The following is a 26,214-nucleotide window of genomic DNA, read 5'->3' as shown; positions in this document are numbered from 1 at the left end:
AACGAAAAAACGGCGTCACTCATTGAGTGGCGCCGTTTTTTTATGGCCGAATGTGGCGGTCACCTCAATGGTGGCCATAGCCCCAGCGGTGGGTCAGCTCATGCTCGACACCGAGATGATCGAGGATGCGGGCGACCATAAAGTCCACCAGATCGGCGATGCTTTTCGGCTCATGATAGAAACCGGGCGCGGCAGGCATGATGGTCACCCCGAGCCGTGCCAGTTTCAGCATGTTCTCCAGATGGATCGCCGAGAAGGGGGTTTCGCGGGGCACCAGGATCAGCTGGCCGCGCTCCTTGATCACCACATCCGCTGCCCGCTCCAGCAGGTTGTCGGAGGTGCCGTTGGCAATGGCCGAGACGGTGCCCATGGAGCAGGGGCAGACCACCATCTGTTTGGGGGCTGCCGAGCCGGAGGCCACCGGCGAGAACCACTCCTCCTTGCCGCAGGCGACAATCTGCCCCTCCTTGGCGCCATATTGGCGACAAAGATAGGCAGAGAGCTCTTTCGGCGAGCCGGGCCAATCCTGTTGCTGCTCGGTCTTGAGTACCACTCGTGCCGCCGAGGAGGCGAGCAGATAGACCCGATAGTCTGCCTGCACCAGACACTGGAGCAGGCGCAGGGCGTAGGGGGCGCCGGAGGCGCCGGTCAGCGCCAGGGTGATCGCTTTGTTCATAGTTCGCCGTGGTAATCCTTGAGGCGGGCGATCAGCTTGTCATGAATGCCACCGAAGCCGCCGTTGCTCATGATCAGAATATGGTCGCCATCGCGGCTCTCGGCCACCAGCCGGTTGATCAGGGTCTCCAGATCGTTGAACACCTTGGCCGGTCGGGTCATATGGGCAGTCACTTCGCCGAGATCCCAGCCGATGTTGGGAGGCTGGAAGAAGAATACCTCGTCAGCACCATCGAAGCAGCCGGCCAGCTCCTCCTTGTGTACCCCCAGCTTCATGGTGTTGGAGCGCGGCTCCAGCACTGCCAGGATACGGGCTTTGCCTACCTTGGCGCGCAGACCGCCAAGGGTGGTTTCGATGGCGGTGGGGTGGTGGGCGAAGTCGTCATAAACGCTGATGCCAGCTACCTCGCCCTTGAGCTCCATCCGCCGTTTGGGGGATTTGAACTGGCAGAGCGCCGCAATACCATGTTCTACCATCACGCCAGCATGACGGGCGGCCGCGATGGCCATCAGGCCATTGTTGACGTTGTGTTCGCCGATGCACTCCCAGTGCACCTCGCCCTGCTTTTCGCCATCCAGCCACACCTCGAAAGCGGAGCCGTCATCGGCCAGCTTGACCGCTTTCCACTTGGCGTCGTCCTGACCCACCAGCTCCACTTCGCTCCAGCAGCCCATTTTGCGTACGGTGGTGAGGTTGTCATCCGTTTGCGGGAACAGCACCCGGCCGTTGCTCGGCACGGTACGCATCAGGTGGTGGAACTGGCGCTGGATGGCGGCGAGATCCGGGAAGATGTCCGCGTGGTCGAACTCCAGGTTGTTCATCACCAGGGTACGCGGGTGGTAGTGGACGAACTTGGAGCGCTTGTCGAAGAAGGCGCAGTCATACTCGTCCGCTTCGATGACGAAGAAGGGGGCGGAGCCGAGACGGGCCGAGACCGGGAAGTTGCCCGGCACGCCGCCGATGAGGAAACCGGGCTCCAGCTTGGCATACTCCAGCACCCAGGCCAGCATGCTGGCGGTGGTGGTCTTGCCGTGGGTGCCGGCAACGGCCAGTACCCAGCGATCTTGCAGCACATGCTCCAGCAGCCACTGGGGGCCGGAGATGTAGGGCAGATTGCGATCCAGCACATATTCAACACAGGGGTTGCCACGGCTCATGGCGTTGCCAATCACCACCAGATCCGGCGCCGGATCGAGTTGGGAGGGGTCATAGCCTTCGGTCAGTTCGATGCCCTGTTGCTCGAGCTGGGTACTCATGGGGGGATAGACATTGGCATCCGAACCGGTCACCCGATAACCAAGCTGTTTTGCCAACACCGCCAGACCACCCATAAAGGTGCCGCAGATCCCGAGAATGTGAATATGCATACCGCTTCCTTTCGCAGTAAAGGGAAGTGGGCATTCTAGGGGGTGTTGCGGTGGTGGCACAAGCCGCACTCATGGTGAGAGGCCCACAGATGACGCACTGGAGGCAGAAATATTGTCGCTGTCGCGGTGTGCGAGGCTGGAGTGGGTTGTTGGGTTTTATTTGAGGCTTGATTTTGTGTCGCACTTTCTTACAATTCTTCGGTTTTGTGACGCACCCTACAGTTTTACGATATCGCCCTTTTCAAACGGAGAGTCCCCATGGGCAAGTTCCTGCTTTGCTATCTGGTCGGTGGTCTGGTGGCCATCAGTTGGGCTGCGCTGCCCGCTCATGGTCCCTGGGATCAGTGGGACCTCGCGATTTTTCATACCGTTAACGGCTGGCTCGGCCAGTCGGTTCTGTGGGCCGATCTGGTGGCCATCACCAATAACCGGCTGTTCGATTTGGCGGTGTTGGCCTGTATGGGGCTGATCCTGGCCCGATGTTTCTTTGCACGGGATCTGGCGGGTCGTCGCCAACTGGTGGCGATGGGGATAGTGATGCTGCTGAGTGCACTGGTGATCAACCAGCTTGGCCACCGATTGCCGGTGGAGCGACCCAGCCCGACCCTGATGGTGGCCGATGCGCTGCGGGTGACCCAGATCAGCGCTATTCCGACCAAGGACTCTTCCGGTGACAGCTTCCCCGGGGATCACGCCCTGTTTCTGATGATCTTCGCCGGCTACGCCTTGCGTTATCTGCCGCGCTGGGCGGGAGTCACCGCATTGCTGATGGTGCCGATCTTTTCCACTCCGCGCATTCTGGCTGGCGCCCACTGGTTTACCGATGTCTATGTCGGCGCGTTGGGGCTGGCGACCCTCTGTCTGCCCTGGTTGCTGCTGACCCCGCTGGCGGATCGGCTGATAGAGCGCCTCGCCCCCCGATTGGCCCGTGTGCCGCTGTTGCGCAGTCAGACCCACTGATTGAACGTCGCAAAATAAAACGCCCCGACATGAAAATGTCGGGGCGTTTTGTTATCAACCCGCGAGAGATCAGCCTTGATAGCCGTTCGGGTTGTTGCTTTGCCAGCGCCAGGTATCGACCATCATCTGCTCCAGACCGCGCTCTGCCTGCCAGCCCAGCTCGGCACGGGCCAGCGTCGGCTCTGCCCAGCACTCGGCGATGTCGCCCGGGCGACGGGGTTTGATCTGGTAGGGAATGGGTCGGCCGCTGGCCGCTTCAAACGCCTTGACCATCTCCAGTACCGAGTAGCCTTGACCTGTACCCAGGTTGTAGGTGAAGACGCCGGTGTCGCTCTTGATGCGTGCCAGCGCTTTGAGGTGACCGATGGCGAGATCCACCACATGGATGTAGTCGCGCACGCCGGTGCCATCCGGGGTCGGGTAGTCGTTGCCAAATACCCCCAGCTCCTTGAGCTTGCCGACACCCACCTGGCTGATATAGGGCAGCAGGTTGTTGGGGATACCGTTGGGATCTTCACCAATCAGGCCGCTCTCGTGGGCGCCGACCGGGTTGAAGTAACGCAGCAGTACGATAGCCCAGCGGGGATCGGATTTGGCGAGATCGCGCAGGATCTCCTCCACCATCAGCTTGGAGCGACCATAGGGGTTGGTGGCGCTGGTGGGGAAATCTTCCCGCAGCGGTACCGAGGCGGGATCGCCATAGACGGTGGCCGAGGAGCTGAATACCAGCCGGAACACGCCGGCCCTGGCCATCTCTTCGCACAGCACCAGAGTGCCGCTGATGTTGTTCTGGTAGTAGGTGAGCGGGATCTGGCTCGACTCCCCGACCGCCTTGAGGCCGGCGAAGTGGATGACCGATTCGATCTGGTGGTTGGCGAACAGCTGCTGCAGGCAGGCTCTGTCCAGCACATCCCCTTCGACGAAGGTGACCGGTTTACCGGTGATCTGCTCGACCCGCTTGAGTGACTCCGGTGAGGAGTTGGAGAGGTTGTCGAGTACCACGACCTGCTGCCCCGCGCCGAGCAGCTCAACCAGGGTGTGGGAGCCGATATAGCCAGCGCCCCCTGTGACCAGTATTGTCATTTTTTATCCCGTGTTCTGGTGAAACTGGGGCCGAGTCTAGCGCCCCTGTCTACTTGGGAAAAGGTTGGGATACCGATGACGCCTTCACCGCACCTCACAAAAGCCTGCACCACGCCTCAATAATCGAGACTGATATCCCCTTTCGCGGTGCAGGAGCAGGCTAGAGCAACGCCGCTCTCCAGATCCTGAGCACTTAAGGTCATCACGCTCTGGCGCTCGATGTCACCTGTGGTGGTGCAACGACAGCTGCCACATACCCCGGCGCGACAAGCCGCCATTATGGTTTCGCCCGCCGCTTCCAGCGCCGCCAGCAGGGTCTGACCCGGCAGGATTTTCACTTTCTTGCCGCTCTTTTTCAGGGTTAGCCAGAAGTGGTCGCTGGTGGTCTTGATGGGCTCTGCTGGAGGAAGACCGAAGGACTCCTGATGCAGTTGCTCCGGCGGCAATCCCAGCTCTGCCAGCATGGCGCTGACCGCCGCCATATAGGGGGCCGGGCCGCAGAGATAGACATGGCGTTCGCGCAGATCTGGAGCCAGTTCGGCCAGCATGGCGGGGGTGAGTCGGCCAATCCAGGGGTGATCTGCTGGGGCATCTTCCAGAATCAGGGTATGCCGTACACCGGCATGGGCCTCAGCCAGTGCAGCCAAGTTATCTGCGAAGATCACATCTGCTGGCGAGCGGGCGCTATGAATAAAGCGGATATCGGCATCCGGCCGTTTGGCCAGCTCGTCCCGCAACATGGACCACATGGGGGTGATGCCGGAACCGGCGCTCAAGAGCAGTGGCCGTTCACAAGGCAGGGCGGTCAGGTTGAAGTCGCCAAAGGGACCATCCACCCGGATCTTGTCTCCCACCTGCAAGGTCTGATGCAGATGGTGGGAGACCCGTCCCACATCCTTGATGGTGACCTGCCAGCATGCATCCTGCGGGCTGGAGGAGAGGGTATAGGCGCGGCACTCCGGCTGGCCGTCAATCTCGGTATGCAGGGTGATGCACTGGCCAGCCAGTACGGGAGGGAGGCTGCCGGAAAGGGGCGCCAGCTGCCAGCTCACGACGTCGTGGGTGTTCTGTTGGCGGCCAATGCAGGTGAGCGTGAGAGAGGTCATCACAAGGCTCCTTGGGTTTGATAAGGTTTGAAACGGTTTGAAAAACGTCTGGTGAAAAAGCCGGATCCAGAAAAAAGGCGAGCCGGGCGGCTCGCCAAACGCTTACAACATGAGGTACCGATCAGGCCGCCAGGATCTCGGCCAGGTCAGCCTCGGCGGTGGTGGTCCCTTTCAGGCCAAATTGCTCCTCCAGTACCTTGAGCAGCGCCGGGGTGAGGAAGGCGGGGGCGGTTGGCCCGGTGCGGATGTCCTTCACCCCGAGGGAGAGCAGGGTGAGCAGAATGACGATGGCTTTTTGCTCGAACCAGGAGAGCACCAGCGTCAGCGGCAGATCGTTGACCCCGCACTCGAACGCCTCGGAGAGTGCCAGCGCCAACTGAATGGCGGAGTAGGCATCGTTGCACTGACCCACGTCCAGCAGACGCGGAATGCCGCCGATGTCGCCAAAGTCGAGCTTGTTGAACTTGTATTTGCCGCAACCCAGGGTGAGCAGCAGGCTGTCGCGCGGTGCCGCCTTGGCAAACTCGGTGAAGTAGGCGCGCTCGGCCTTGTCGCCGTCACAGCCACCCACCAGGAAGAAGTGGCTGATCTCCCCGGCCTTGACCTTCTCGATCACCGCGGGTGCTGCCTGCATCAGGGCGTTGCGGGCAAAGCCGATGGTGATGAAGTGTTCGAGTTCGGTGTGTTTGAAGCCTTCAAGCGCTTGGGCCTTGGCGATCACGGCGGAGAAATCATCCCCCTCAAGATGGGTTACGCCCGGCCAGCCGACGATGGAGCGGGTGAAGATGCGGTCCGAGTAGTTGCCCACGTTCGGGTCGATGATGCAGTTGGAGGTCATTACCACCGCGCCCGGGAAGTTGGCAAACTCTTTCTGCTGGTTCTGCCAGGCGGAGCCGTAGTTGCCCACCAGATGGGGGTACTGCTTGAAGAAGGGATAGGCCAGTGCGGGCAGCATCTCGCCGTGGGTGTAGACATGAATGCCGGTCCCTTTGGTCTGCTCCAGAATGAGCTTGAGATCCATCATGTCGTGGCCGGAGACCAGAATGCACTTGCCGGGGATCGGGGTGACCCTGACCCGGGTCGGCTCCGGATGGCCGAAGGCGCTGGTTTCACCGAGATCCAGCATCTCCATGATTTTGAAGTTGAGCTGACCGATCTCCATGGCACAGCTGAACAGCCGACCCATTTCGCTCGGGTCTGTGCTTAGCCAGCTCATGATGCGGTGGAATTCGGCGGCCACCTCGTCACTCTGCTGATCCAGCACCCGGGCGTGCTCCATGTAGGCGGCGGCGCCCTTGAGGCCGTAGAGGCAGAGCAGACGCAGCCCCATGATGTCTTCGTTTACCTCGTTCTTGCCCCGATTGGGGGCGGCTGGTGCGGCATGGGCAAGTTGCTCCAGCAGCTCGGCACCGGGTTCGAAGTAAGCGGACTGTGGCAAGTCTTTGACCTGCACCGCCATGGCGGTCATACGATCGGCCAGCTGCTGGCGATAGGCGAGCGCCTGATTGACATAGGCCACGATGCGATTCGAGTCGAAGTTGACGTTGGTGAGGGTGGCGAAGAAGGCCTTGGGCACGAAGGCATCGATCTCGCGGTCGATGATGCCCTGCTCGCGGGCGGCCAGCGCCCAGGCGCTGAGCCCCTGCAGGGTGTAGATCAGTACATCCTGCAGATCCGAGGTTTCCGCCGTCTTGCCGCACATACCTTGTGCGTAGGCACAGCCGTTGCCAGCCGGGGTACGAATTGTCTGTTCACATTGCACACAAAACATCATGCCTCTCCTAATTGGACATTTCAGTTGTCTGTTTTGTGGCGATTCTATTCCTCTCGCGAAAAACTTAATAGGTATTCAATTTGCCAATTAAGATTCCTTTGATGCAGATCAAAAACAAAAAAAGCCGCCCAAACAGGGCGGCAAGCGGGTGGATAAAAGGAGAGACAACTCAGGTTTGCAACAGAACATAACAATCAGACGGATTGGGCCGTGGTCTGGTCAGGAGCTTTCGGCCCGGAACTTACTCAACCCAGCATACGTACGCTGTAGTCGGCTTGGTTCACTATCAGGCCAGATAAGCGCGCAGCATCCAGACCAGTTTTTCCTGCTGCTGCACATAGTCGGAGAGGATGGAGGCAGTGCCCTCATCACCAGCTTCGGCGGCCTGACCCAGAATACGGCGCTGGGCGACCAGCAGTTCGCGGAAGCTCTCCAGCAGGGATTCGACACAGGCGCGGCCATCGTGCAGCCCTTTTTGCTCCGGGATGGCAGAGACTTTCAGATAGTCGCTGAAGCTGTGCATTGGCACGCCATCCAGGGTCAGGATCCGCTCGGCCAGTGCATCGACTTTCAACAGCAGGTCGTTGTAAATCTCTTCAAATTTCAGGTGCAGTTCGAAGAACTGGTTGCCACGGATATTCCAGTGGAAGCCGCGCACGTTCATGTAGAGGATCTGGTAGCTGGCCAGCAATTTGTTCAACTCGGCTGCCAGGGCTTGTGATTGAGCAGTATCAAGACCAATCGGGCTTTTCATCATTCACCTCCAGATTTGGAAATCGGTTTGAAATTCTCTTTCGGAACGCAGTCAGAATAACGCCTTGCAAAATGCAGGGACAATTGCTTGTGCCTAACTGTTTGATAGCTAACGGCTATCAAACAGTACGCAGCAACGGTGACAATAGATGAGGATTAGGGGAAGTATTTTTCGAGCAGCGCCATCAGGATGGCCTGGCACTCGCGGTCCGGTTTGCTATCGACCTTGCTGGCGCGAAAGTGGAGCTGAAAGGCGCCCATGACGGCGTGGCTCTGCTCATCCCACTGGCCGCTCCGGGGCAGGCCATAGCCATAGCGGGCCAGCTGCTGCTGCCACATGGCCGCATCCCAATCGGGCAAGGGGCTGGCCAGTAACTCGGCCACCCGACCTTCATCTGGCCAGGCGCCGACTCCGTACGTCAGATAGAGCTGGCGCCAGGGGAAGTGGGGGCCGGGATCCTGCTTGCGCTCGGGGGCGACATCGCTGTGGCCCAGCACCTGGGTCGGTGGAATCTGGTAGCGGGCGACCAGCTCCCGGCTGAGTGCGCCGACGGCAGCTATCTGCTGCGGGGTATAGGGTTGCCAGCGGCGGGCATCGGGGGCCAGCGGCTCATCTTCCGCTGGATAGCCGAGGTTGACGATCTCGATGCCAAGGGAGCTGGCATTGAGCCCGGCATATTGGTGCCAGCGGCTGCGTCCCGCATGCCAGGCGCGCGCGCTGTCCGGCACCAGCTGATAGACCGGTAGCGGGGTCTCGTGGCTGTCGCGGGGGATCAGGTAGTGGGCGCTCACCTTGTGCTCCGGCTCGGTCAGCAGGCGCAGGGAGTTGGCATCATCTTCATCGGTGTAATGGAGGATCAGAAAGGCGATCCGCTCATTCTGGTTGGCGCTCTGATAGCGGGTAGAGAGCTGGTATTCGGACGGAGTACAACCACCCAGCAGCAGAACCAGTGGCAGAAAAAAGAGGGGAAGAAGAGAGCACCAGCGCCATCCCCCTGCCACAGCCAGGCTGCTGAGCGTGGGAGGAGTGAGTCGCTGGCACATGTCGAAGGCTCTGCCTGGTCAGTCGCGCGGCTGGTTAGCCGCGGTATTTGGCCGTGAGACCGATCAGGAAGTTGCGCAGGATCTGATCCCCGCAATCCTGATAGTGCTTGTGATCCTTGGAGCGGAACAGGGCACTGAGCTCGGACTTGGAGAGGTTGAAGTCGGCGAGCTTGAGGGTGCCGAGCATATCCTCTTCCTTGAAGTTGAGACCGATGCGCAGCTTGCGCAGGATCATATTGTTGTTGATCCGGTTCGGGATCACCTGGGCCGGTGCATCTTCCCGCCCGCCGCGGCGCGCGATGATGAAACCGTCGAGGAACTGGCTCAGGGCCGAGTCGGGACAGGCAACATAGCCTGCCTCTTGCTCTTCACCTTCCGCCGCCTCTTTCATCAACCAGCTGTGCAGTTGGGCGTGAGTGACCGTCAGGTTGCCCTTGGCAAACATCTCGACCATCTGGTCGTTGCTGATGGTGAGGGCGTAGCGCAGACGGCGCAGAATATCGTTGTTGGTCATGCTGACTCCTGTGTAAACGGCGCAACTTTACCATCTGGCAGCCCTCGCGTCAGAAAAAGCGGGGGCCGATACAGTTCAGGTCAAGCTCATCAAGCCTTGCCGAGATAGCGGGGCGCCTCCTGGCGCACCAGTTCCAGCGCATCTTGCAGCTCCAGCAGCTCGGGTTCCAGCTCGCTGACCGGCACGCCGTCACGCAGCTGTTGCTCCAGCTGGGAGAGCAGCCGTTGCAGCCCCGGCACACCGGAATAGGCACAGCCACCGTTGAGGCGATGGAGCTGGGCCAACACTTCGCTATCTTCAATTTCGCCAGCCAGCGCGCTATCCAGCACTGGCTCGACCTCGTCGAAACTGGCCAGCAGCATGGTCAGCATCTCTTTGGCGAGATGCTCTTTCCCTGCCGCTTGCCGCACCGCCAGTGCCCAGTCGATCTGTTGGGCACCATTATTCTGGTGGCGGCGATGGGCAAAGTCGGTGATGAGCTGGGCCAGCATGCTCTCGTCGATGGGCTTGGCCAGGTAGTCGTCCATCCCCTGCCGGATCAGCCGCTCCCGTTCGCCGGGGATGGCGTGTGCGGTCACCGCCACGATCGGGGTGGTGGTGTTGAGGGACTGGTTGCGGATCGCCTGGGTGGCACTGATGCCATCCATGATCGGCATCTGGATATCCATGAAGATGATGTCGAACGGTTGGCTTTGTGCCTGCTTGACCGCCTCCTTGCCGTTTTTGCACACCACCACCTGACTCACCATCTCCTTGAGCATGGCGGCGATCAGTTTGAGGTTGGCGGCGTTGTCATCCACCGCCAGCACCTTGATTGGCTGCAACTGGCGCGGTGCAGGCTGGGCGGGCAGCTTCTGGCGGCTCGATTCCGGCGAGAGCAGGGCGTGCAGCAGCTTGCGGTGGTTGACCGGTTTGGAGAGACAGTGCTGGGCGCCATGGGCCAGCATCGCTTCATAGAGCGCCGGCTCGTGGCTGCTGAGCAGCACTATGGTGTTCTGCTGCTGGCCGTTCAGTCTGTCGAGACGGCCGATCACCTGCTGCGGCGTATGCAGGGTGCTGCTGCCGATGATCACCATCTCCTGCTCGCTCATCTCGGGCCAGGGATCATCGCTGGTCAGTGGGTGCACGTCGAGGCGCCACTCCGCCAGCAGGGCGAGCAGAGAGGCTTGCGCGAAGGGATCCGGTTCCAGCAGCCAGAGCCGTTTGCCACGGATCCGATCCAGCGGCAGTTGATCGGTCTGGGGCAGGGGGGAGACCTCCACATCCAGACTGAACGAGAAGATGGAGCCTTTGCCGAGTTCCGATTCGAAGCGGATCTGGCCGCCCATCTGCTGCACCAGCTTCTGGGTGATGACGAGGCCCAGGCCCGTGCCGCCATAACGGCGAGAGATGGAGGAGTCGGCCTGATTGAAGGCCTGGAAAAGCTGATGTTGCTGCTCTTGGGAGATGCCGATGCCGGTATCACGGATCTGGACGTTGAGCCTCACCTTGTGGTTGCCACTGCCGGTCTGCTCGATATGGACATCCACGTTGCCCTGTTCGGTGAACTTGATGGCGTTGCCGGTGAGGTTGGTCAGCACTTGTTGCAGACGCATGGGGTCGCCGGTGAGGTAGTCCGGCACATCGGCATCCACCCGCAGGGAGAGCTCCAGCTGCTTGTCGTGGGCGCTGGGGCCGAGCAGGTGCATGGTCTCGTTGAGGGTGTCGCGCAGGCTGAACGGGATATGCTCCAGCTGCAGCTTGCCCGCTTCCAGCTTAGAGAAGTCGAGGATGTCGTTGATGATGCCAAGCAGGTTGCGCGCCGACTTCTCGATGGTCTGCATGTAGTCGGTCTGGCTCGGGGTCAGGCTGGTTTTCAGCAGCTGGCGGGTAAAACCGATGACCCCGTTGAGCGGGGTACGCAATTCGTGGGACATGTTGGCCAGAAACTCCGACTTTACCCGCGCCGCCTCCTGCGCCCGCTTCTTGGCCATGTCGAGCTCGACGTTCTGGATCTCGATCTGCTCCAGGGTTTCGCGCAGGTCAGAGGTGGCCTGATCGATATTCTGCTGCATCTCTTCGTGATATTCGGAGAGCGCCTTGGCCATGGCGTTGATGCCGTTTTTCAGCATATCCAGCTCGCCGGTGAGCTGGCCGCTGACCCGGGTATCGAGGCGCCCCTCCCTGATCTTGTGCACCGCCTGCACCATGTTGGTGATGGGCTGGGTCACGCTCTTGACCAGACGGAAGCCAAACAGGGTGCTGAAGGCCACCCCGATGAGCACCATGATCACCGCAAAGAAGGTGTCGCGGTATTGCAGCAACATGGCCCTATCGGTCGCCATCTGCATCGAGATGTAGCCGATCATCGGCGGCTCTACATCGCTGGGCAGCGGGAAGCCATCCAGACTGGTTTCAGCCTGGATCGGGGTGCGCAAAATGATGTCGTCCCCCTGAAACGTCACGCTGGTCAGATCCGGAATGGGCTCGCCATCGGGCAGTCTGAGTCGGGTGAAATCCCGGTGATAGTTCGAGGTAACGAACAGCTGGTTGTCCTGGGTGAAAACAGCGATGGACTTGATAAAGGGAGAGTTCTTGCGATGGGTCAGACCAATCAGCCGCTTGAGGGATTCTCGGCTGTGCTGGGTCATCCCGTATTCACTGGCGATTGCCAGTGGTTCGATGATGTTGATCCCCTGATCAATGAGGTTGTTTTCCAGCTGCTGGTAGCGGTGGAAGGTGAAGTAACCGGCCATCAGGCCACCGATGATCAGGGTCGGCAGGATGGTGAAGGCGAGAACGCGTGCTCTCAGGCCATATTTGGTCATACGAACAGGCCACCAGTGAACAGGGTTGGCGATAGGGTTGATGGCAATACACGGGCTCTGTGGCCGTATTTGGTCATACTATTATTCTTGTGGGACAATACCCGGCAGCAGATTCCACAATCATGACATAGCCACCTATAGGCACCAAGTTTTATGGCCCAGTTTTTCAAGCCCCAAAAGAAGTCCACCCAGCTCCAACGCATTGAATTTACGATAGACACCCTCGATCACCATTGCGTCGGTATCGGTCGCCATCAGGGCAAGGCGATCTTTGTCGAAGGGGCACTGCCTGGCGAGACCGTCAAGGCACGCATCACCGAAGAGAAAAAGCAGTATGGTCACGCCGCCTTGCAGCAGGTGGTGACCCCGGCAGCCAACCGTATCGCCCCCTTCTGCAGCCACTATCGCGAGTGCGGCGGTTGCAGTGCCCAGCACATGTCGGTTGCCGATCAGCAAGCCGCCAAGGCGGCCGGACTGGTCAGCCTGTTCGAGCGGTTGGGCAACATCAAGGCACCGGCGCTGGAGCCGGTACTGACCGGTGAAGATCGCGCCTACCGCCGGGTTTGTCGTCTGGCCATCAAATTTGACAAGAACGGTCGCTGCACCCGGGTTGGTTTCCGCCGCCGCAACAGCAACGATCTGGTGGAGATCGACAGTTGCCCTGTACTGGCCGAGCCGCTCTCTGCGCTGATTGCCCCGCTGCGTGAATGCCTCAATCGCCTCAAGAGCCAGCGCGAGCTGGGCCATGCGGAGCTAATCCAGGCCGAGCAGGGGATCATGATGCTGCTGCGCCATACTGGCCGTCCCAATGAGGCGGACCGCGCCCTGCTGGTGGAGTTTGCCAAAGCGCAGGGGAGCGACCTCTATCTGCAGGCGGCGGATGATCGCATCGAAGCGCTGCAGCAACAATTTTCCCCATCCTACTCGCTGGATGGCCTGTCTCTTGCATTTGCTCCCGGTGACTTCATTCAGGTCAACGGCCCCATAAACCAGAGCATGGTTGAGCAGGCGCTGACATGGCTCGGGGCGAGCAAGGATGACAAGGTGCTCGATCTCTTCTGCGGTATCGGCAACTTCACCCTGCCGCTGGCCCGTCAGGCTCGCGAAGTGGTGGGTGTGGAAGGTGAACTGGCCATGGTGCAGCGGGCCGAAGAGAACGCTCGTCGCAACGGCATCACCAATGCCCGTTTCTACAAGGCCGACCTGAGCGATGACATCGTCGGCATGTCCTGGGCGCGGGAAGGGTTTGATCTGGTGCTGCTGGATCCGGCTCGTCCCGGCGCGCTGGAAGTGATGGGACACGTCGTGAAACTTTCACCCAAGCGGGTGGTCTACGTCTCCTGTAACCCGGTCACCCTGGCGCGGGACAGTCAGGTGCTGGTGAAAGGGGGTTACCGTCTGGTGCGCCTCGGCATGCTCGACATGTTCCCTCACACCGGTCATCTGGAGTCCATGGCGCTGTTTGAACGGGAGTAAATGACTCATCAGCTGGGCGATGCCGGATAGGTCATCCGGCATGTTCGTTACTCTTTGAGCTGGTGTGTATATGAAGTAATCCTGCTCATCGGTACGGCGATGCAGATATGCAATCTGGCGTGTCTGCGGCTGTTTGAGCAGGTGTGTATATGAAGTAATCCTGCTCATCGGTACGGCGATGCGGATGTGTAATCTGGCATGTCTGCGTCTGTTTGAGCTGATGTGATTGGGGTAATCTAGACCCTCATCGTTCGGCAGGGCCTGTTGGCGCGCTCTATTGTCTTTCTGGACAATATGCCTTGAAAAGTGCGCTGTAGATCCCCATTTGAGGCAATCTCATGAGGGGAGAAAGTGACAGCTTTCGGCCCGATAATTTAAAGGATTGATACCATGGTTGCGGTTCGCGATATTCATTTGAAAGACAACTTCACCCTGGAAGAGTGGGTCAGCTCTCTCTCCTTGAGTGACAGTGAAAAGGATCAGCTGCGAACCGTCTATCAGTATTGTCTGACGCTCGGTGACGAGGCGCTGACCAGCAAGCTGCTGGTACGCGGCATCGAAATGGTGGGCATCCTGCAGATGCTCAGCATGGATATCGGCACTCTCAAAGCGGCCATCATCTACCCCTTCGTCGAAGCCGGTCTCATCAGCCAGGAGCGGATGGACGAGGACTTCGGCTCCAAGATCGCCAAGTTGGTGGAAGGGGTGCTGGAGATGGAGGCCATCCGCTCCCTGCAGACCCTCCATCGCAGCGAAACCTCACCGGAGCAGGTCGACAACGTGCGTCGCATGTTGCTCGCCATGGTCGAGGATGTGCGCGCCGTGGTGATCAAGCTGGCGGAGCGGATCGCCTGCCTGCGGGAAGCGAAGACGGCAGATGAAGAGACCCGGGTGCTGATGGCCCAGGAGATCACCAACATCTATGCGCCGCTGGCCAACCGTCTGGGTATCGGCCAGCTCAAGTGGGAGCTGGAAGATCTCGCCTTCCGTTACCTGCACCCGGATACCTACAAGCAGATCGCCAAGCAGCTCGACGAGAAGCGGCTCGACCGCGAGCGCTATATCCGCGAGTTTGTGCAATCCCTGCGTAATGGGTTGAAAGAGGCGGGAGTTGACGCCGAGGTGTACGGTCGGCCGAAACATATCTACAGCATCTGGCGCAAGATGCAGAAGAAGCACCTCGAATTCAACGAGTTGTTCGACGTGCGCGCGGTGCGGGTAGTGACCAAGCGGCTGCAGGATTGCTATGCGGCGCTCGGTATCGTGCACACCCAGTTCCACCATATTCCCCGCGAGTTTGACGACTATGTCGCCAACCCCAAACCCAACGGCTATCAGTCGATCCACACCGTAGTGGTGGGGCCGGAGGGCAAGACGGTCGAGATCCAGATCCGTACCGACCAGATGCATCAGGACGCCGAGCTCGGCGTCGCGGCGCACTGGCGCTACAAGGAAGGGGCGCAAGCTGGCGGCAAGGCCAACACCTTCGAAGACAAGATCGAGTGGCTGCGCAAGCTGCTCGCCTGGCAGGAAGATCTCTCCGAGAGCGGCTCCCTGCTGGAAGATCTGCGCAGTCAGGTGTTCGAGGACCGGGTCTACGTCTTCACCCCGAAAGGGGATGTCATCGACCTGCCGGCAGGCGCCACCCCGCTCGATTTTGCCTATCACGTCCACAGCATGATCGGCCACCGCTGCATCGGCGCCAAGATTGATGGCCGCATCGTGCCGTTCACCTACGCGCTGCAGACCGGCGATCAGGTGGAGGTGATCACCCAGAAAGAGCCCAACCCGAGCCGCGACTGGATGAACCCCAACGCCGGCTTCCTGCGCTCCAGCCGGGCGCGGGCCAAGGTGGCGACCTGGTTCAGAAAACTGGATCGGGACAAGAATATCGTGGCCGGTCGCGAGCTGTTTGAGAAGGAGCTGGATCGCCACAACCTCAGCATGTCCAAGATCGACAAGGGCAACATGCTGCGCCGCTTCAATCTGGAGAGCACCGACGATCTGCTGGCCGGTATCGGCAGCGGCGATATCCGCATCAACCAGGTGCTCAACTATCTCGACACCTGTTACAACAAGCCGACGGCGGAAGAGGAAGATCGCCGCCTGCTGGAGAAGCTGGAGCAGAAGGCCAATGCGCCGATGCGCCACAAGCCCAAGGATCACATAGTGGTGGAAGGGGTCGGCAACCTGATGACCCATATTGCCCGCTGCTGCCAGCCCATTCCGGGGGACTCCATTCAGGGCTTTATTACCATGGGGCGCGGCGTATCCATTCACCGGGAAGATTGCGAGCAGCTCAAGGAGCTGTCACGTCGCAACCCTGAGCGGCTGATCGATGCGGTGTGGGGGGAGAACTACTCCGGCGGCTATGGCCTCACCATCCGGATCATCTCCAACGATCGCTCCGGCCTGCTGCGCGATATCACTACCGTGCTGGCCAACGAGAAGATCAATGTGATGGGGGTGCGCTCCCGCTCTAACGTGCGCGAGCAGACCGCCGAGATCGACATGGAGCTGGAGATTTACAACATCAATGCCTTCAACCGGGCGCTGGCCAAGCTCAGTCAGCTTAACGACGTGATCAGCGCCAAGCGGCTTTGATAGCGAACCGACCGGCCCCAGTGGCCGGTCTGCATTTACGACCCTTTTTGAACGAATTGAAAGCGAATATCTCATGTCTCAACGTTACGATCTGCCCCAACTGCTCGACATCATGGCTCTTCTGCGTGACCCGCAAAACGGCTGCCCCTGGGATCTGAAACAGGACTTCCAGAGCATAGTGCCGCACACCCTGGAAGAGGCCTACGAGGTGGCCGATGCCATCGAGACCGAGGATTGGCAGGGGCTGAAAGGGGAGCTGGGTGACCTGCTGTTTCAGGTGGTGTTTTACGCCCAGCTGGGTAAAGAGCGGGGCTTGTTCGACTTCGCCGATATCGTCGACACGGTGAGTGAAAAGCTCATTCGCCGTCACCCCCACGTTTTTTCCGATGCAGATCTCTCCAACGAGCAGGCGGTAAAAGCGAACTGGGAAGCAGAAAAAGCCAAAGAGCGGGCGGCCCTCGACAAAGAGAGCGTGCTGGACGATATCCCGCAGGCGCTGCCTGCCCTGACTCGCGCCGCCAAAATTCAGAAACGCTGCGCCACCGTCGGTTTTGACTGGAAGACGTTGGGGCCTGTGGTGGACAAGATCCACGAAGAGATCGACGAGGTGATGGAAGAGGCATTGATGGCCGATGTGGACGAGGCGAGGGTGAGCGATGAGCTCGGTGACCTGCTGTTTGCCACCGTCAATCTGGTGCGTCATCTGGGCAAGGATCCGGAGCAGGTACTGCGAGGCGCCAACGCCAAGTTCGAACGTCGTTTTCGTCAGGTTGAGCAGATAATCGCCGCAGAAGGCTTGAAAATGACCGATTGCACCCTCGAAAAGCTCGATGCCGCTTGGGATAAGGCGAAGGAAACCGAGCAAAGTTGATTTGGCGCAAGATGGGGGGGCGGTGAGCCTGATAGATTTTTGCTCATTGTTTGGGAGAGGGGTTTTTGGTATACTGTTTCCCCGTCCTGCTTCATCCCCGAAGCACCCCTTAAAATTCCCTAAACTTCTTTCAGGTTCAGCATGACGACCAAATATATTTTTGTTACTGGTGGCGTTGTTTCATCCCTCGGCAAAGGCATTGCCGCAGCTTCTCTGGCAGCCATTCTGGAAGCCCGTGGTCTGGATGTGACCATCATGAAACTGGACCCGTACATCAACGTGGATCCGGGCACCATGAGCCCGACCCAGCATGGTGAAGTGTTCGTAACCGAGGACGGGGCCGAAACCGATCTGGATTTGGGCCACTACGAGCGTTTCATCCGCACCAAGATGACCCGTCGCAACAACTTTACCACCGGCCGTATCTACGCCGACGTCCTGCGTAAAGAGCGTCGTGGTGACTATCTGGGCGCCACCATTCAGGTTATCCCGCACATCACCAACGCCATCAAAGAGCGGGTGATTGCCGGTGCCGAAGGCCATCAGGTTGCCATCGTCGAAGTGGGCGGTACCGTAGGTGACATCGAGTCCCTGCCGTTCCTCGAAGCCATTCGTCAGCTGGCTGCCGAAGTGGGCCGCAACAACGCCATGTTCATGCACCTGACGCTGGTTCCTTACCTGGCCGCTGCCGGTGAAGTGAAGACCAAGCCGACCCAGCACTCCGTCAAAGAGCTGCTCTCCATCGGTATCCAGCCGGATGTGCTGATCTGCCGCTCCGACCGTGCCATTCCGGCCAACGAGCGCGCCAAGATTGCCCTGTTCTGCAACGTGCCCGAGCGCGCCGTCATCTCCATGAAAGACGTCGACTCCATCTACAAGATCCCGGCACTGCTCAAGTCCCAGAATCTGGACTCCTACTTCACCGAGCGTTTCGGTCTGGAGTGCAAAGAGGCCGATCTCTCCGAGTGGGAACAGGTTATTTACGAAGAGGCCAACCCGACTGGTGAAGTGACCATCGGTATGGTCGGCAAGTACGTCTCCCTGCCGGACGCTTACAAGTCCGTCAACGAGGCGCTCAAGCACGGTGGTCTCAAGACTCGCCTTTCCGTCAACATCAAGTACATCGACTCTCAGGATATCGAGACCCGTGGCGCCGAGCTGCTGGAAGGTCTGGACGCGATCCTGGTGCCGGGTGGCTTCGGTGAGCGTGGTGTGGAAGGCAAAATTCTGGCTGCCCAGTATGCCCGCGAGAACAAGATCCCCTACCTGGGTATCTGCCTCGGCATGCAGGTTGCCATGATCGAATTCGCTCGCAACGTGGCGGGCATGGAAGGGGCTCACTCCTCCGAATTCAAGAAAGATTGTGCCTATCCGGTCGTCGGCCTCATCACCGAGTGGGTGGATGAAGAGGGCAACGTCGAGACCCGTACCGAGAAGTCTGATCTGGGCGGTACCATGCGTCTGGGTTCCCAGCTCTGCCACCTGGTCGAAGATTCCAAGGTGCGTCAGATGTACGGCAGCCCGACCATTTACGAGCGTCACCGTCACCGTTACGAAGTAAACAACAAGCTGCTGCCGCAGATTGAAGCGGCAGGTCTGAAAGTGACCGGTCTCTCCGCCGACAAGAAGTTGGTGGAAATCATCGAGATCCCGGATCACCCCTGGTTCGTGGCTGCGCAGTTCCACCCGGAGTTCACCTCTACTCCTCGTGATGGCCACGCTCTGTTCGCCGGTTTTGTGAAGGCGGCAGGCGAGTATCAGAAGCGTAATTTGAAGTAATTGAAAATAAATGCGGTTGGGGCACTGTGCCACAGCCGCTTTTTTTGGCATATTTTTGTTGTTTTTTTACGAAACCTGAGGAAATACACATGTCCAAGATCGTTAAAGTGATCGGTCGTGAAATCATCGACTCCCGTGGTAACCCGACCGTTGAGGCCGAAGTTCACCTGGAAGGTGGTTTTGTTGGTATGGCAGCCGCTCCGTCTGGCGCGTCCACCGGTTCCCGCGAAGCGCTGGAACTGCGTGACGGCGACAAGAGCCGTTTCCTGGGTAAAGGCGTGCTGAAAGCCATCGAAGCCGTAAACGGCCCGATCGCTCAAGCTCTGCTGGGTAAAGATGCCAAGGACCAGGCCACTGTCGACCAGATCATGATCGACCTCGACGGTACCGAGAACAAATCCAAGTTCGGCGCCAACGCCATCCTGGCTGTTTCCCTGGCTAACGCCAAAGCTGCCGCTGCTGCCAAAGGCATGCCGCTGTACGCCCACATCGCCGAGCTGAACGGCACCCCGGGTGTTTACTCCATGCCGCTGCCGATGATGAACATCATCAACGGTGGTGAGCACGCCGACAACAACGTCGACATCCAGGAGTTCATGATCCAGCCGGTTGGCGCCAAGACCCTGAAAGAAGCCGTTCGCATGGGTGCAGAAGTGTTCCACAACCTGGCCAAAGTGCTGAAGTCCAAGGGCTACAACACTGCAGTTGGTGACGAAGGTGGTTTCGCTCCGAACCTGAAATCCAACGCCGAAGCGCTGGAAGTTATCGCTGAAGCCGTTGCCGCTGCCGGTTACAAACTGGGCACCGACATCACCCTGGCTATGGACTGCGCTGCTTCCGAGTTCTACGACGCAGAGAAGAAAGAGTACAACCTGAAAGGCGAAGGTCGTGTCTTCACCTCCAACGGTTTCTCCGACTTCCTGGCTGACCTGACCACCAAGTTCCCGATCGTCTCCATCGAAGATGGCCTGGACGAATCTGACTGGGAAGGTTTCGCCTACCAGACTGCTGAACTGGGCAAGAAAATCCAGATCGTTGGTGACGACCTGTTCGTAACCAACACCAAGATCCTGAAGCGCGGTATCGACAACGGCATCGCCAACTCCATCCTGATCAAGTTCAACCAGATCGGTTCCCTGACCGAAACTCTGGCTGCCATCAAGATGGCCAAAGACGCTGGCTACACTGCCGTCATCTCCCACCGCTCCGGTGAGACCGAAGACGCTACCATCGCCGACCTGGCTGTTGGTACCGCTGCTGGCCAGATCAAGACCGGTTCCATGAGCCGTTCTGACCGTGTTGCCAAGTACAACCAGCTGATCCGTATCGAAGAAGCTCTGGGTGCCAAAGCTCCTTTCCGCGGTCTGAAAGAAGTTAAAAACCAGGCTTAATTTACTGGTTTGCCAGCCTCGGCTGGAATGAAAAAAACCGGAACCCCTGGGTTCCGGTTTTTTTATGCCTGATCCTTGCCACAACGGCCTGAGAGGCGAGGGGGTTATGTCTCTGGTCTCGGGTCAGACAAAAGGCAGCATGCGCTGATAGCGCCCTGCATGCGCCTTGAAGCCCAGCTTTTCAAACAGGGCGATAGAGCGGACGTTATCTGCATCGATATCTGCGGTGAGGCAGGTGACTCCCATTGTGCTGGCGTGGGCGAACAGCAATCCCAGCGCTTCTGACATAAACCCTCTGCGCCAATAGGCCGCATTGAGCAGGCAACCTACCTCGCAGCTGTGGCCCGCCTCACTGAAACTGTGCAGGCCACAGGTGCCGATCACCTTGTTGCCCTCCCGTTCGACAATCGCCCACTCCAGCGACTCACCGGTTTGCTCCAGCCGTACCACGCTCATCATCATTTGCGCCACCATGGCGGGGGAGGTAAAGCAGGGATCAGAGGCAAACTCCATGGTCAGTGGATTGCCATAAATCTCGAACAGATCGGCGGCATCCTGCGGGCCAATGGTGCGCAGTACAACCCGAGTGCCGGTTAAATCAGGCTTCATTTATCTCCTTGGGGAGTGTTGCGCCAAACCATTATTGGGAGTGGTGTTAGCGAAAATAAGAAAGAAATGATAAATTAATTTGATGTTGGTCACAAAGTGGCAACTATATCACTGTAATTTGACCAATGCTAAGCTTGTTATTAATTAATTAATTAAGGTTGACCAAAGTCCACGTAATAAATCAAATGACTGGTTCCCTTCATTTTCTATGTAATTATTTACCATGGTTTCAACATCTCTATCATCGAGAGGAATGATAAATCCCCTTTGGTCTTTTGCCGTGTCTTGGCATCTATTATATAGAAGCTCTTTATCTTGAATCTCTCTACAAATTAAAATGCCAACTTTTCCGCGACTAGGCGAGAAACGACCAGATAATTGGTCTACCTCTGGATTAGCAACATCTTTACCATAATTTTTACACTCCACAAAAATCTGAGGGCATGGGTAATGCATGGATAGCCAGTAAAAAAATCCACTTTTAGCTTCATTTACATAAGTAATATCTACTCTTTTTCTGCCATTATGTATCTTATGTTGTTTTGTCGGATTGCAGAGGGATGGATAAAATAACACTGACAAAATTTTTTCTATTATACTCTCATAATCTTCAGCGGTATCTCTGCCTGGACGTAATGCTTTTAGTTGTACTAGTAATAGCTCTAACTGAGGTTTTTCAGTTTGCTCAATTTCAGAAAACTGTTCATGAGTAAGCGGGTTAGATGGGGACTCTGCTTTTGCCTCACGGTATTCATTAAGAATATTAGGTCTAATTAAAGTTTGTTCTACTACAGCTAACTTGTCTTTCCCATATTTTTCCTGAAGTGCCTTTTTTGTTACACGTCTCTCTCCACTTTTCAGTGTTTCAACCAGGGAGGAATTTGCTCGCAGATGTTCATCTTGCATTTCAGGTAATAAAAAATATCTATAATATTCATTGTATTGAAAGGTTAGTCGATGTCTAACAATAATTTTAGGGACAAGTATAACTTTACCAAAATTCGTCATCGGTAAAGAAACAAAAGTTTCCTCCCATAGTTCTTTTTGTGGATTCCATATGGGCCCAGATGCAACATTCGGTGTTAATGGAATGCCATAATACATACACATGTCTTGCGTGTATTTGATTAATGGGCCTCTAAGGATGTTGCAAACTGCATCAGAAATCATGTCAGTACCAATACCATGAATTAGCAATGCCGTATCTTCTAAGTCCTGTAATAATCCCGTTGCAGCTGCTTTACTTTTTGTCAGTGCACTCCAAACGGATTTTGCTGACTCAGATCCAAAAGCATGACCTTTAGATTCACCGGCTGAATACCCTAGATGAAATTCATTCCTTTCATTTAATGATGACAATAACTTTTTTGCTTTATCATGCTGATTGTTTTTAATTAGCCGTAAAACTACTTCAAAAAAAGTTTGAAGTAATGAAGAAAGTTCATTCCCCCATGCTGACTCAAGCGACTTTATTGCGTTAGGGTCAAGAAATACTGGGATATCTGTATTTAACGGGATGTCTACAAAATCAAGATATGGTTGTGTTCTATTTAAGTTGAAGAATTCAGAAACTCTCATTTATATTCCTTCATTTAAGTATAAGTGAATAAGAATCACTCTGTGAAGTGCTGTGAATATTTATATTTAATATTTTTAGTAGTGAGGTGGTAGATCTTTTTTGACAAATGATGGTGATGAAATTTTTTATCAGCGTTCTAAAACGTAATTTCCACCGACTCTACACTACGCTTTGCCTCACCGTGATAAACCGCTTCGATATTATTGCCATCCGGGTCGAGGACAAAGGCTGCGTAATAGCCGGGGTGATAATTGCGCTCGCCGGGGACGCCGTTGTCTTTGCCGCCATTGGTGAGTGCGGCCTGATAAAAACGATCCACCATGGCGCGATCTTTTGCCTGAAAGGCGAGATGGTGGCGACCGGTCAAGACCCCCAGCGCGGCGGGGCTATCGACAGAGGTGACAAACAGTTCGTCTGCCCAGAAGTAGCCCTCCCCTGTGCCGCCCAGCGGAATATCGAGGGTGGTGAGAATGGCCGTATAAAAGCGCTGGCTGGCTACCAAATCTTTGACCACCAGCTGGATATGGTCGATCAAGCGACCACGATGCAGGGTTTGTGTTTCCATACACCACCTTGATTTGCATGTTGTGGATGAGTCAGCGGCTTGCCGGTCAGTGTGTTTGGATCAAAAAGGGACCGGGCGAGATATGGCATGGCTACCGCCCCTGAATTTCAGCTCCCAGTCTGCTGCGTTTCACCAACGGGATGGGGTTGGCATGGCTCATGGGAGACTCCGACGAGGCAAGTGTTGCCAAATGGCAATATTAACCATGGCGCTGTGGAGAGAAAGCTCAATATTGAGGATTTCTGTTCAAGATCAATAAATTAATCAAATCTCGCCAACGATTGATGACGCGCCGAGATAGCGTGAACAACCATTCTTGAACTATCACCATAGAATATTCATGGTCATATCTGGCTTGAACCAGCATAAAACTCTTTGTTATTGTCCGCCTCCCCCGCTGAAATAGCTTATTTATCTATAAATCAACAAGATAGCATTATGTGGTGGCGTCGCGGGGGCATCTGCTATCGGGAAGGAGAGTTATGAAGTCGCAGTTCAAAGTGGCGCTGGCCATGTTGGCCCTGTTCGTCGTCCAAGGCTGCACAGCCCCGGATTCATCCGCCAAGCGCAATGCACCCGGCCCGGTGCTGACAGTGCATTACGAAAGTGCCCCCCTGATCCCCGTCACCATCGCTGGTGAGCAGTACCAGTTTTTGCTGGATACCGGGGCCAGTATCACCTTTATCGATCGTCGTCTGGCCAGCCGCTTCAAGGCGCTGACCTTAAGCGAATTGCCCAGGGCCTATCAGGCTGATTTTGCCACTGTGAGCAGCGTTTCGAGCCAATTGGGTAGCGAGCAGCTTGGCTTTGTTGAGCCGCAGCCCTTCTCGCTGGGGTCGGTCACCATTGATGACAGCGATCTGTGGGCAACCGTTGATTTCGATCTCTTCTCCCAGTCTCTCGGCAGCCGTATCGATGGCATCCTCGGGATCGACACCATCCGCCGCTTCAACTGGGTGTTTGATCGCGACAGGCATCAGCTCACGGCTTCGCTGACGGCACCGTCGGCAGCCACGTTCGAGCGTTGCATCGGCTATGAAGACAGCTACAACCGCTCCCCGGCAGTGTATCTGACCCACGGCGAGAGCAGCGTGCGCATGTATCTGGATACCGGGGCCGATCAGAGCTATGCCGATCATGCCTTTATCGACTTTATGGCCAGTCAGAAGGCGATCTCTGGCGAAGATGCGATGCCACGCAAAGGGGTGGACGCCAGCGGTATGGTGGAGGGGCGTGAACATATCCTCACCGGCCTGCACTTTGATGAGCGCCAGCTCGGTGAGCTGCGCGTGTCGGAAAACAGCAATGAGCAGTATGGTCTGGGGCTGGATTTTGTTAACCGCTTCAATCGCTTTGCGATCATGCCCGGGCGGATGATGCTCTGCTACGACGCTGACAGCCTGGCGCGCAAAGTGCCGCCAGTCCTGCGCAATATCGGGGTGCGTTTTGATGGCGAGCATCTGCAGGTCTACTACAGCGACGAACGGGATCTTGCCCCCTATGGTCTGGCCAACGGCGACATTCTGGAACAGATCAACGGGGTGGCTTATCGTCCCCTCGATATCGACAAGGTGCGTGAACTGCTCAGCACCAGCAAGCCGGGGTCGCTTAAGTTGCGGATTGTGCGGGAAGGAAAACCGCTGGATATCGCCATCTAGTGAAGGTGGGGCGGCAAGGCGAGCCGCCCCTATGAGCCTCAGCCCTTGGTCGGATTTTCCATGCAGGTGAGGGTTGGCTGGCCGTAACGCTCCAGCGTGGCGTCGTCCCCCTTGGTGAAGAAGGTAAGGTTTTGCCCTTCATAACGGGCGCCGCTGGCGCTGGGTGCTTCATAGGCGAGCACTTGTTGCTGCTTGTCGCCCTCGCTCAGGTTGATCACCGCGGCGGGCAGCTTGGCATCGTTATAGAAGTAGGTAGAGAGAGTGACGTTCTTGCCGCACTGGTAGTTGACCGGTGCCGGCACCATCAGCTGGCCGCCGCTGATCTGCAGTTCGGTGATCCGCAGCAGGTAGTTATCCTCCACACACTGGCGCAGATCCTGCCCCTTCCAGCAGTCGTTGCGACCCTTGATCCAGCCGCGCTGCATGGCGCGCTCTGTCTTGAGCTGTTCGGGAGAGAGCGCTGCAATCGCCTTGGGGTAGAGGGCCGCCAGTTCGTTATCAAGGGCGGCCAGTCCGGCATCCTTGCAGATCAGGGTTTCGACCGACCCGGAGGCTTTGGTGCAGTCAAAGGAAGGGGTTGCGGCACTGGCGAGCAGAGGGGCAAACAGCAGGGCGGCAAGCAAGGTCTTGTTCATCGATAGATTCCAGCAATGAGGAGGGGATATCTGCCTACTACAACACACTCTACAGGGCAATGCAGCAGGGGAGCCGAGCGCACTTGCACTGCTGAATGGCTGCCAAACGGAAAAACCCGACACTCCTGGCCGGAATGTCGGGTTTTTTGTGGCCGCGATAAAGGGGGAGGCGGGTTGCACGGTTGATCAGGCCAGCGCCAGTTGCTGACTGCGGGCGCGCCATAGCCGCTCGTGGAAGAAGAACACCACGGTATTGATGGCCGGTTCGATCATCGCCATCACGCCGCCGGTGAGCAGCTCGCCGCTCAGCAGGAAGGCCACTCCGAAGGCCACCGAGAAGTGGACCACCGCGAAGCTGCTGGTCTTGGCCTGCAGGCTGTGATTTGGTCTGAGCTTGTGCCAGCCAAGGTCATGAAAGTAGAAGGCGACCGTGTTGACGGCGGGCTCGATCAGGGCGATCAGGCTGGCGGTCAGCAGCTCACCGGTCAGCAGGTAGGCCACGGTAAAGGCGACTCCGAAGTGCAGAATGGCAAAGCTGATGGTCTTTTTCATGATGGCGGCTCCCTCTGTTGATGATGAGAGTATCCGCCGAAATGAGATTAAATGAAAACTATTCTCATCTATTGCCGGAATAGAGAGAACCTATCAACGGGCGAGTGGCCGGTGCGCTTCAGCGGTTGCCAATCGCAACCAAGGCGATAAAGTACAGGTTCTTCACACTTGCCCATGAAAAAGGATCTTTCATGAATATCAATGCCACCCTGCTTGGCCAGTTCATTGCGTTGCTGATGGTCATTGTCGGCCTCATCGCCTGGCGACTGGCGCGCCGCAAGAGCGAGCATCCGGCGCTGATCACCCTTATCTGCTCCCTGCTCTGTCTGTTTCCGCCCTTTGGCCTGCTGGCCCTGTTGCTGGTTGCGCTGAAACAGGATCTGCCCGCCCGCTCATAGGACGCGCAGGTTC

22 protein-coding genes are annotated in these 26,214 nt (G+C 57.4%); 8 read left to right on the top strand and 14 right to left on the bottom strand.

The window, feature by feature from the left end:
- Positions 1–64: 64 nt before the first annotated feature.
- Together G5380_RS15715 and mpl are read right to left on the bottom strand one after the other, a co-directional pair.
- Positions 65–676 carry a flavin prenyltransferase UbiX gene (locus G5380_RS15715; RefSeq protein ID WP_069529846.1) on the bottom strand — a complete coding sequence of 204 codons (612 nt, stop codon included), beginning with the start codon at positions 674–676 and terminating at the stop codon, positions 65–67.
- Positions 673–2,043, bottom strand: coding sequence for a UDP-N-acetylmuramate:L-alanyl-gamma-D-glutamyl-meso-diaminopimelate ligase (gene mpl / locus G5380_RS15710; protein ID WP_421352892.1), 1,371 nt, complete (start codon positions 2,041–2,043; stop codon positions 673–675). Before mpl ends, G5380_RS15715 begins: the two co-directional genes overlap by 4 nt.
- A 258-nt stretch (positions 2,044–2,301) precedes the next feature.
- On the opposite strand from mpl, the gene G5380_RS15705 reads away from it, so the two are divergent.
- Positions 2,302–3,003, top strand: a complete 702-nt coding sequence (locus tag G5380_RS15705) for a phosphatase PAP2 family protein (protein WP_421313113.1) — start codon at positions 2,302–2,304, stop codon at positions 3,001–3,003.
- Positions 3,004–3,072: 69 nt separating this feature from the next.
- Here the strand turns inward: G5380_RS15705 and galE are convergent, their stop codons facing one another.
- From galE to barA, 7 genes are all read right to left on the bottom strand, one after another.
- Positions 3,073–4,086, bottom strand: a complete 1,014-nt coding sequence (galE, locus tag G5380_RS15700) for a UDP-glucose 4-epimerase GalE (RefSeq protein ID WP_040097369.1) — start codon at positions 4,084–4,086, stop codon at positions 3,073–3,075.
- A gap of 116 nt (positions 4,087–4,202) precedes the next feature.
- Positions 4,203–5,192, bottom strand: coding sequence for an FAD-binding oxidoreductase (locus G5380_RS15695; protein WP_421254531.1), 990 nt, complete (start codon positions 5,190–5,192; stop codon positions 4,203–4,205).
- A 121-nt stretch (positions 5,193–5,313) separates the two neighbouring features.
- The gene (gene hcp, locus G5380_RS15690; protein WP_421236269.1) at positions 5,314–6,963 is read right to left on the bottom strand and encodes a hydroxylamine reductase; all 1,650 of its coding nucleotides are present in this window, start codon (positions 6,961–6,963) and stop codon (positions 5,314–5,316) included.
- A gap of 289 nt (positions 6,964–7,252) precedes the next feature.
- Entirely contained in the window at positions 7,253–7,720 is a 468-nt protein-coding gene (locus tag G5380_RS15685; RefSeq protein WP_021229540.1) for a Dps family protein, read from the bottom strand.
- A gap of 155 nt (positions 7,721–7,875) precedes the next feature.
- Positions 7,876–8,763, bottom strand: a complete 888-nt coding sequence (locus G5380_RS15680; protein ID WP_421254532.1) for an N-acetylmuramoyl-L-alanine amidase — start codon at positions 8,761–8,763, stop codon at positions 7,876–7,878.
- Between the two features lie 34 nt (positions 8,764–8,797).
- Complete coding sequence (locus G5380_RS15675; RefSeq protein WP_421212630.1) at positions 8,798–9,277, bottom strand: DUF1456 family protein; 480 nt, start codon at positions 9,275–9,277, stop codon at positions 8,798–8,800.
- A gap of 89 nt (positions 9,278–9,366) precedes the next feature.
- Positions 9,367–12,084, bottom strand: a complete 2,718-nt coding sequence (gene barA / locus G5380_RS15670; protein WP_421352891.1) for a two-component sensor histidine kinase BarA — start codon at positions 12,082–12,084, stop codon at positions 9,367–9,369.
- 153 nt (positions 12,085–12,237) lie between these two features.
- On the opposite strand from barA, the gene rlmD reads away from it, so the two are divergent.
- The 5 genes from rlmD (at position 12,238) to eno (ending at position 20,205) form a co-directional block, all read left to right on the top strand.
- Positions 12,238–13,560 carry a 23S rRNA (uracil(1939)-C(5))-methyltransferase RlmD gene (rlmD, locus tag G5380_RS15665; protein WP_421352890.1) on the top strand — a complete coding sequence of 441 codons (1,323 nt, stop codon included), beginning with the start codon at positions 12,238–12,240 and terminating at the stop codon, positions 13,558–13,560.
- A 390-nt stretch (positions 13,561–13,950) separates the two neighbouring features.
- Positions 13,951–16,164 (top strand): GTP diphosphokinase, encoded by a 2,214-nt coding sequence (gene relA, locus G5380_RS15660; protein ID WP_005335588.1) that lies wholly within the window; start codon positions 13,951–13,953, stop codon positions 16,162–16,164.
- A gap of 73 nt (positions 16,165–16,237) precedes the next feature.
- Entirely contained in the window at positions 16,238–17,035 is a 798-nt protein-coding gene (gene mazG / locus G5380_RS15655) for a nucleoside triphosphate pyrophosphohydrolase (protein ID WP_421352889.1), read from the top strand.
- 141 nt (positions 17,036–17,176) lie between these two features.
- Positions 17,177–18,814 carry a glutamine hydrolyzing CTP synthase gene (pyrG, locus tag G5380_RS15650; protein WP_043821667.1) on the top strand — a complete coding sequence of 546 codons (1,638 nt, stop codon included), beginning with the start codon at positions 17,177–17,179 and terminating at the stop codon, positions 18,812–18,814.
- An 89-nt stretch (positions 18,815–18,903) separates the two neighbouring features.
- Positions 18,904–20,205, top strand: a complete 1,302-nt coding sequence (gene eno, locus G5380_RS15645) for a phosphopyruvate hydratase (protein ID WP_005335583.1) — start codon at positions 18,904–18,906, stop codon at positions 20,203–20,205.
- Between the two features lie 123 nt (positions 20,206–20,328).
- Here eno and G5380_RS15640 read toward each other — a convergent pair whose 3' ends face one another.
- From G5380_RS15640 to G5380_RS15630, 3 genes are all read right to left on the bottom strand, one after another.
- Positions 20,329–20,814: a GNAT family N-acetyltransferase gene (locus G5380_RS15640; protein ID WP_421352888.1), complete on the bottom strand. Its 486-nt coding sequence runs from the start codon at positions 20,812–20,814 to the stop codon at positions 20,329–20,331.
- Between the two features lie 144 nt (positions 20,815–20,958).
- The gene (locus G5380_RS15635) at positions 20,959–22,392 is read right to left on the bottom strand and encodes a hypothetical protein (RefSeq protein ID WP_421259429.1); all 1,434 of its coding nucleotides are present in this window, start codon (positions 22,390–22,392) and stop codon (positions 20,959–20,961) included.
- 137 nt (positions 22,393–22,529) lie between these two features.
- Complete coding sequence (locus G5380_RS15630) at positions 22,530–22,958, bottom strand: VOC family protein (RefSeq protein WP_421352887.1); 429 nt, start codon at positions 22,956–22,958, stop codon at positions 22,530–22,532.
- 482 nt (positions 22,959–23,440) lie between these two features.
- Here G5380_RS15630 and G5380_RS15625 point away from each other — a divergent pair, with 482 nt between their 5' ends.
- Complete coding sequence (locus G5380_RS15625) at positions 23,441–24,616, top strand: aspartyl protease family protein (protein WP_421352886.1); 1,176 nt, start codon at positions 23,441–23,443, stop codon at positions 24,614–24,616.
- 38 nt (positions 24,617–24,654) lie between these two features.
- Here G5380_RS15625 and G5380_RS15620 read toward each other — a convergent pair whose 3' ends face one another.
- Positions 24,655–25,251 (bottom strand): MliC family protein, encoded by a 597-nt coding sequence (locus G5380_RS15620; RefSeq protein WP_164536123.1) that lies wholly within the window; start codon positions 25,249–25,251, stop codon positions 24,655–24,657.
- A 186-nt stretch (positions 25,252–25,437) separates the two neighbouring features.
- The gene (locus G5380_RS15615) at positions 25,438–25,803 is read right to left on the bottom strand and encodes a DUF2061 domain-containing protein (protein WP_064339468.1); all 366 of its coding nucleotides are present in this window, start codon (positions 25,801–25,803) and stop codon (positions 25,438–25,440) included.
- 191 nt (positions 25,804–25,994) lie between these two features.
- Here G5380_RS15615 and G5380_RS15610 point away from each other — a divergent pair, with 191 nt between their 5' ends.
- Positions 25,995–26,201, top strand: a complete 207-nt coding sequence (locus G5380_RS15610) for a hypothetical protein (protein WP_043821654.1) — start codon at positions 25,995–25,997, stop codon at positions 26,199–26,201.
- Positions 26,202–26,214: the final 13 nt, after the last annotated feature.

It is taken from the genome of Aeromonas sp. 604443, assembly GCF_049170315.1.
Lineage (GTDB): Bacteria > Pseudomonadota > Gammaproteobacteria > Enterobacterales > Aeromonadaceae > Aeromonas > Aeromonas veronii_A.
The sequence above is the reverse complement of the archived record's forward strand: the minus strand, read 5'-3'. Positions and strand labels throughout refer to the sequence as shown.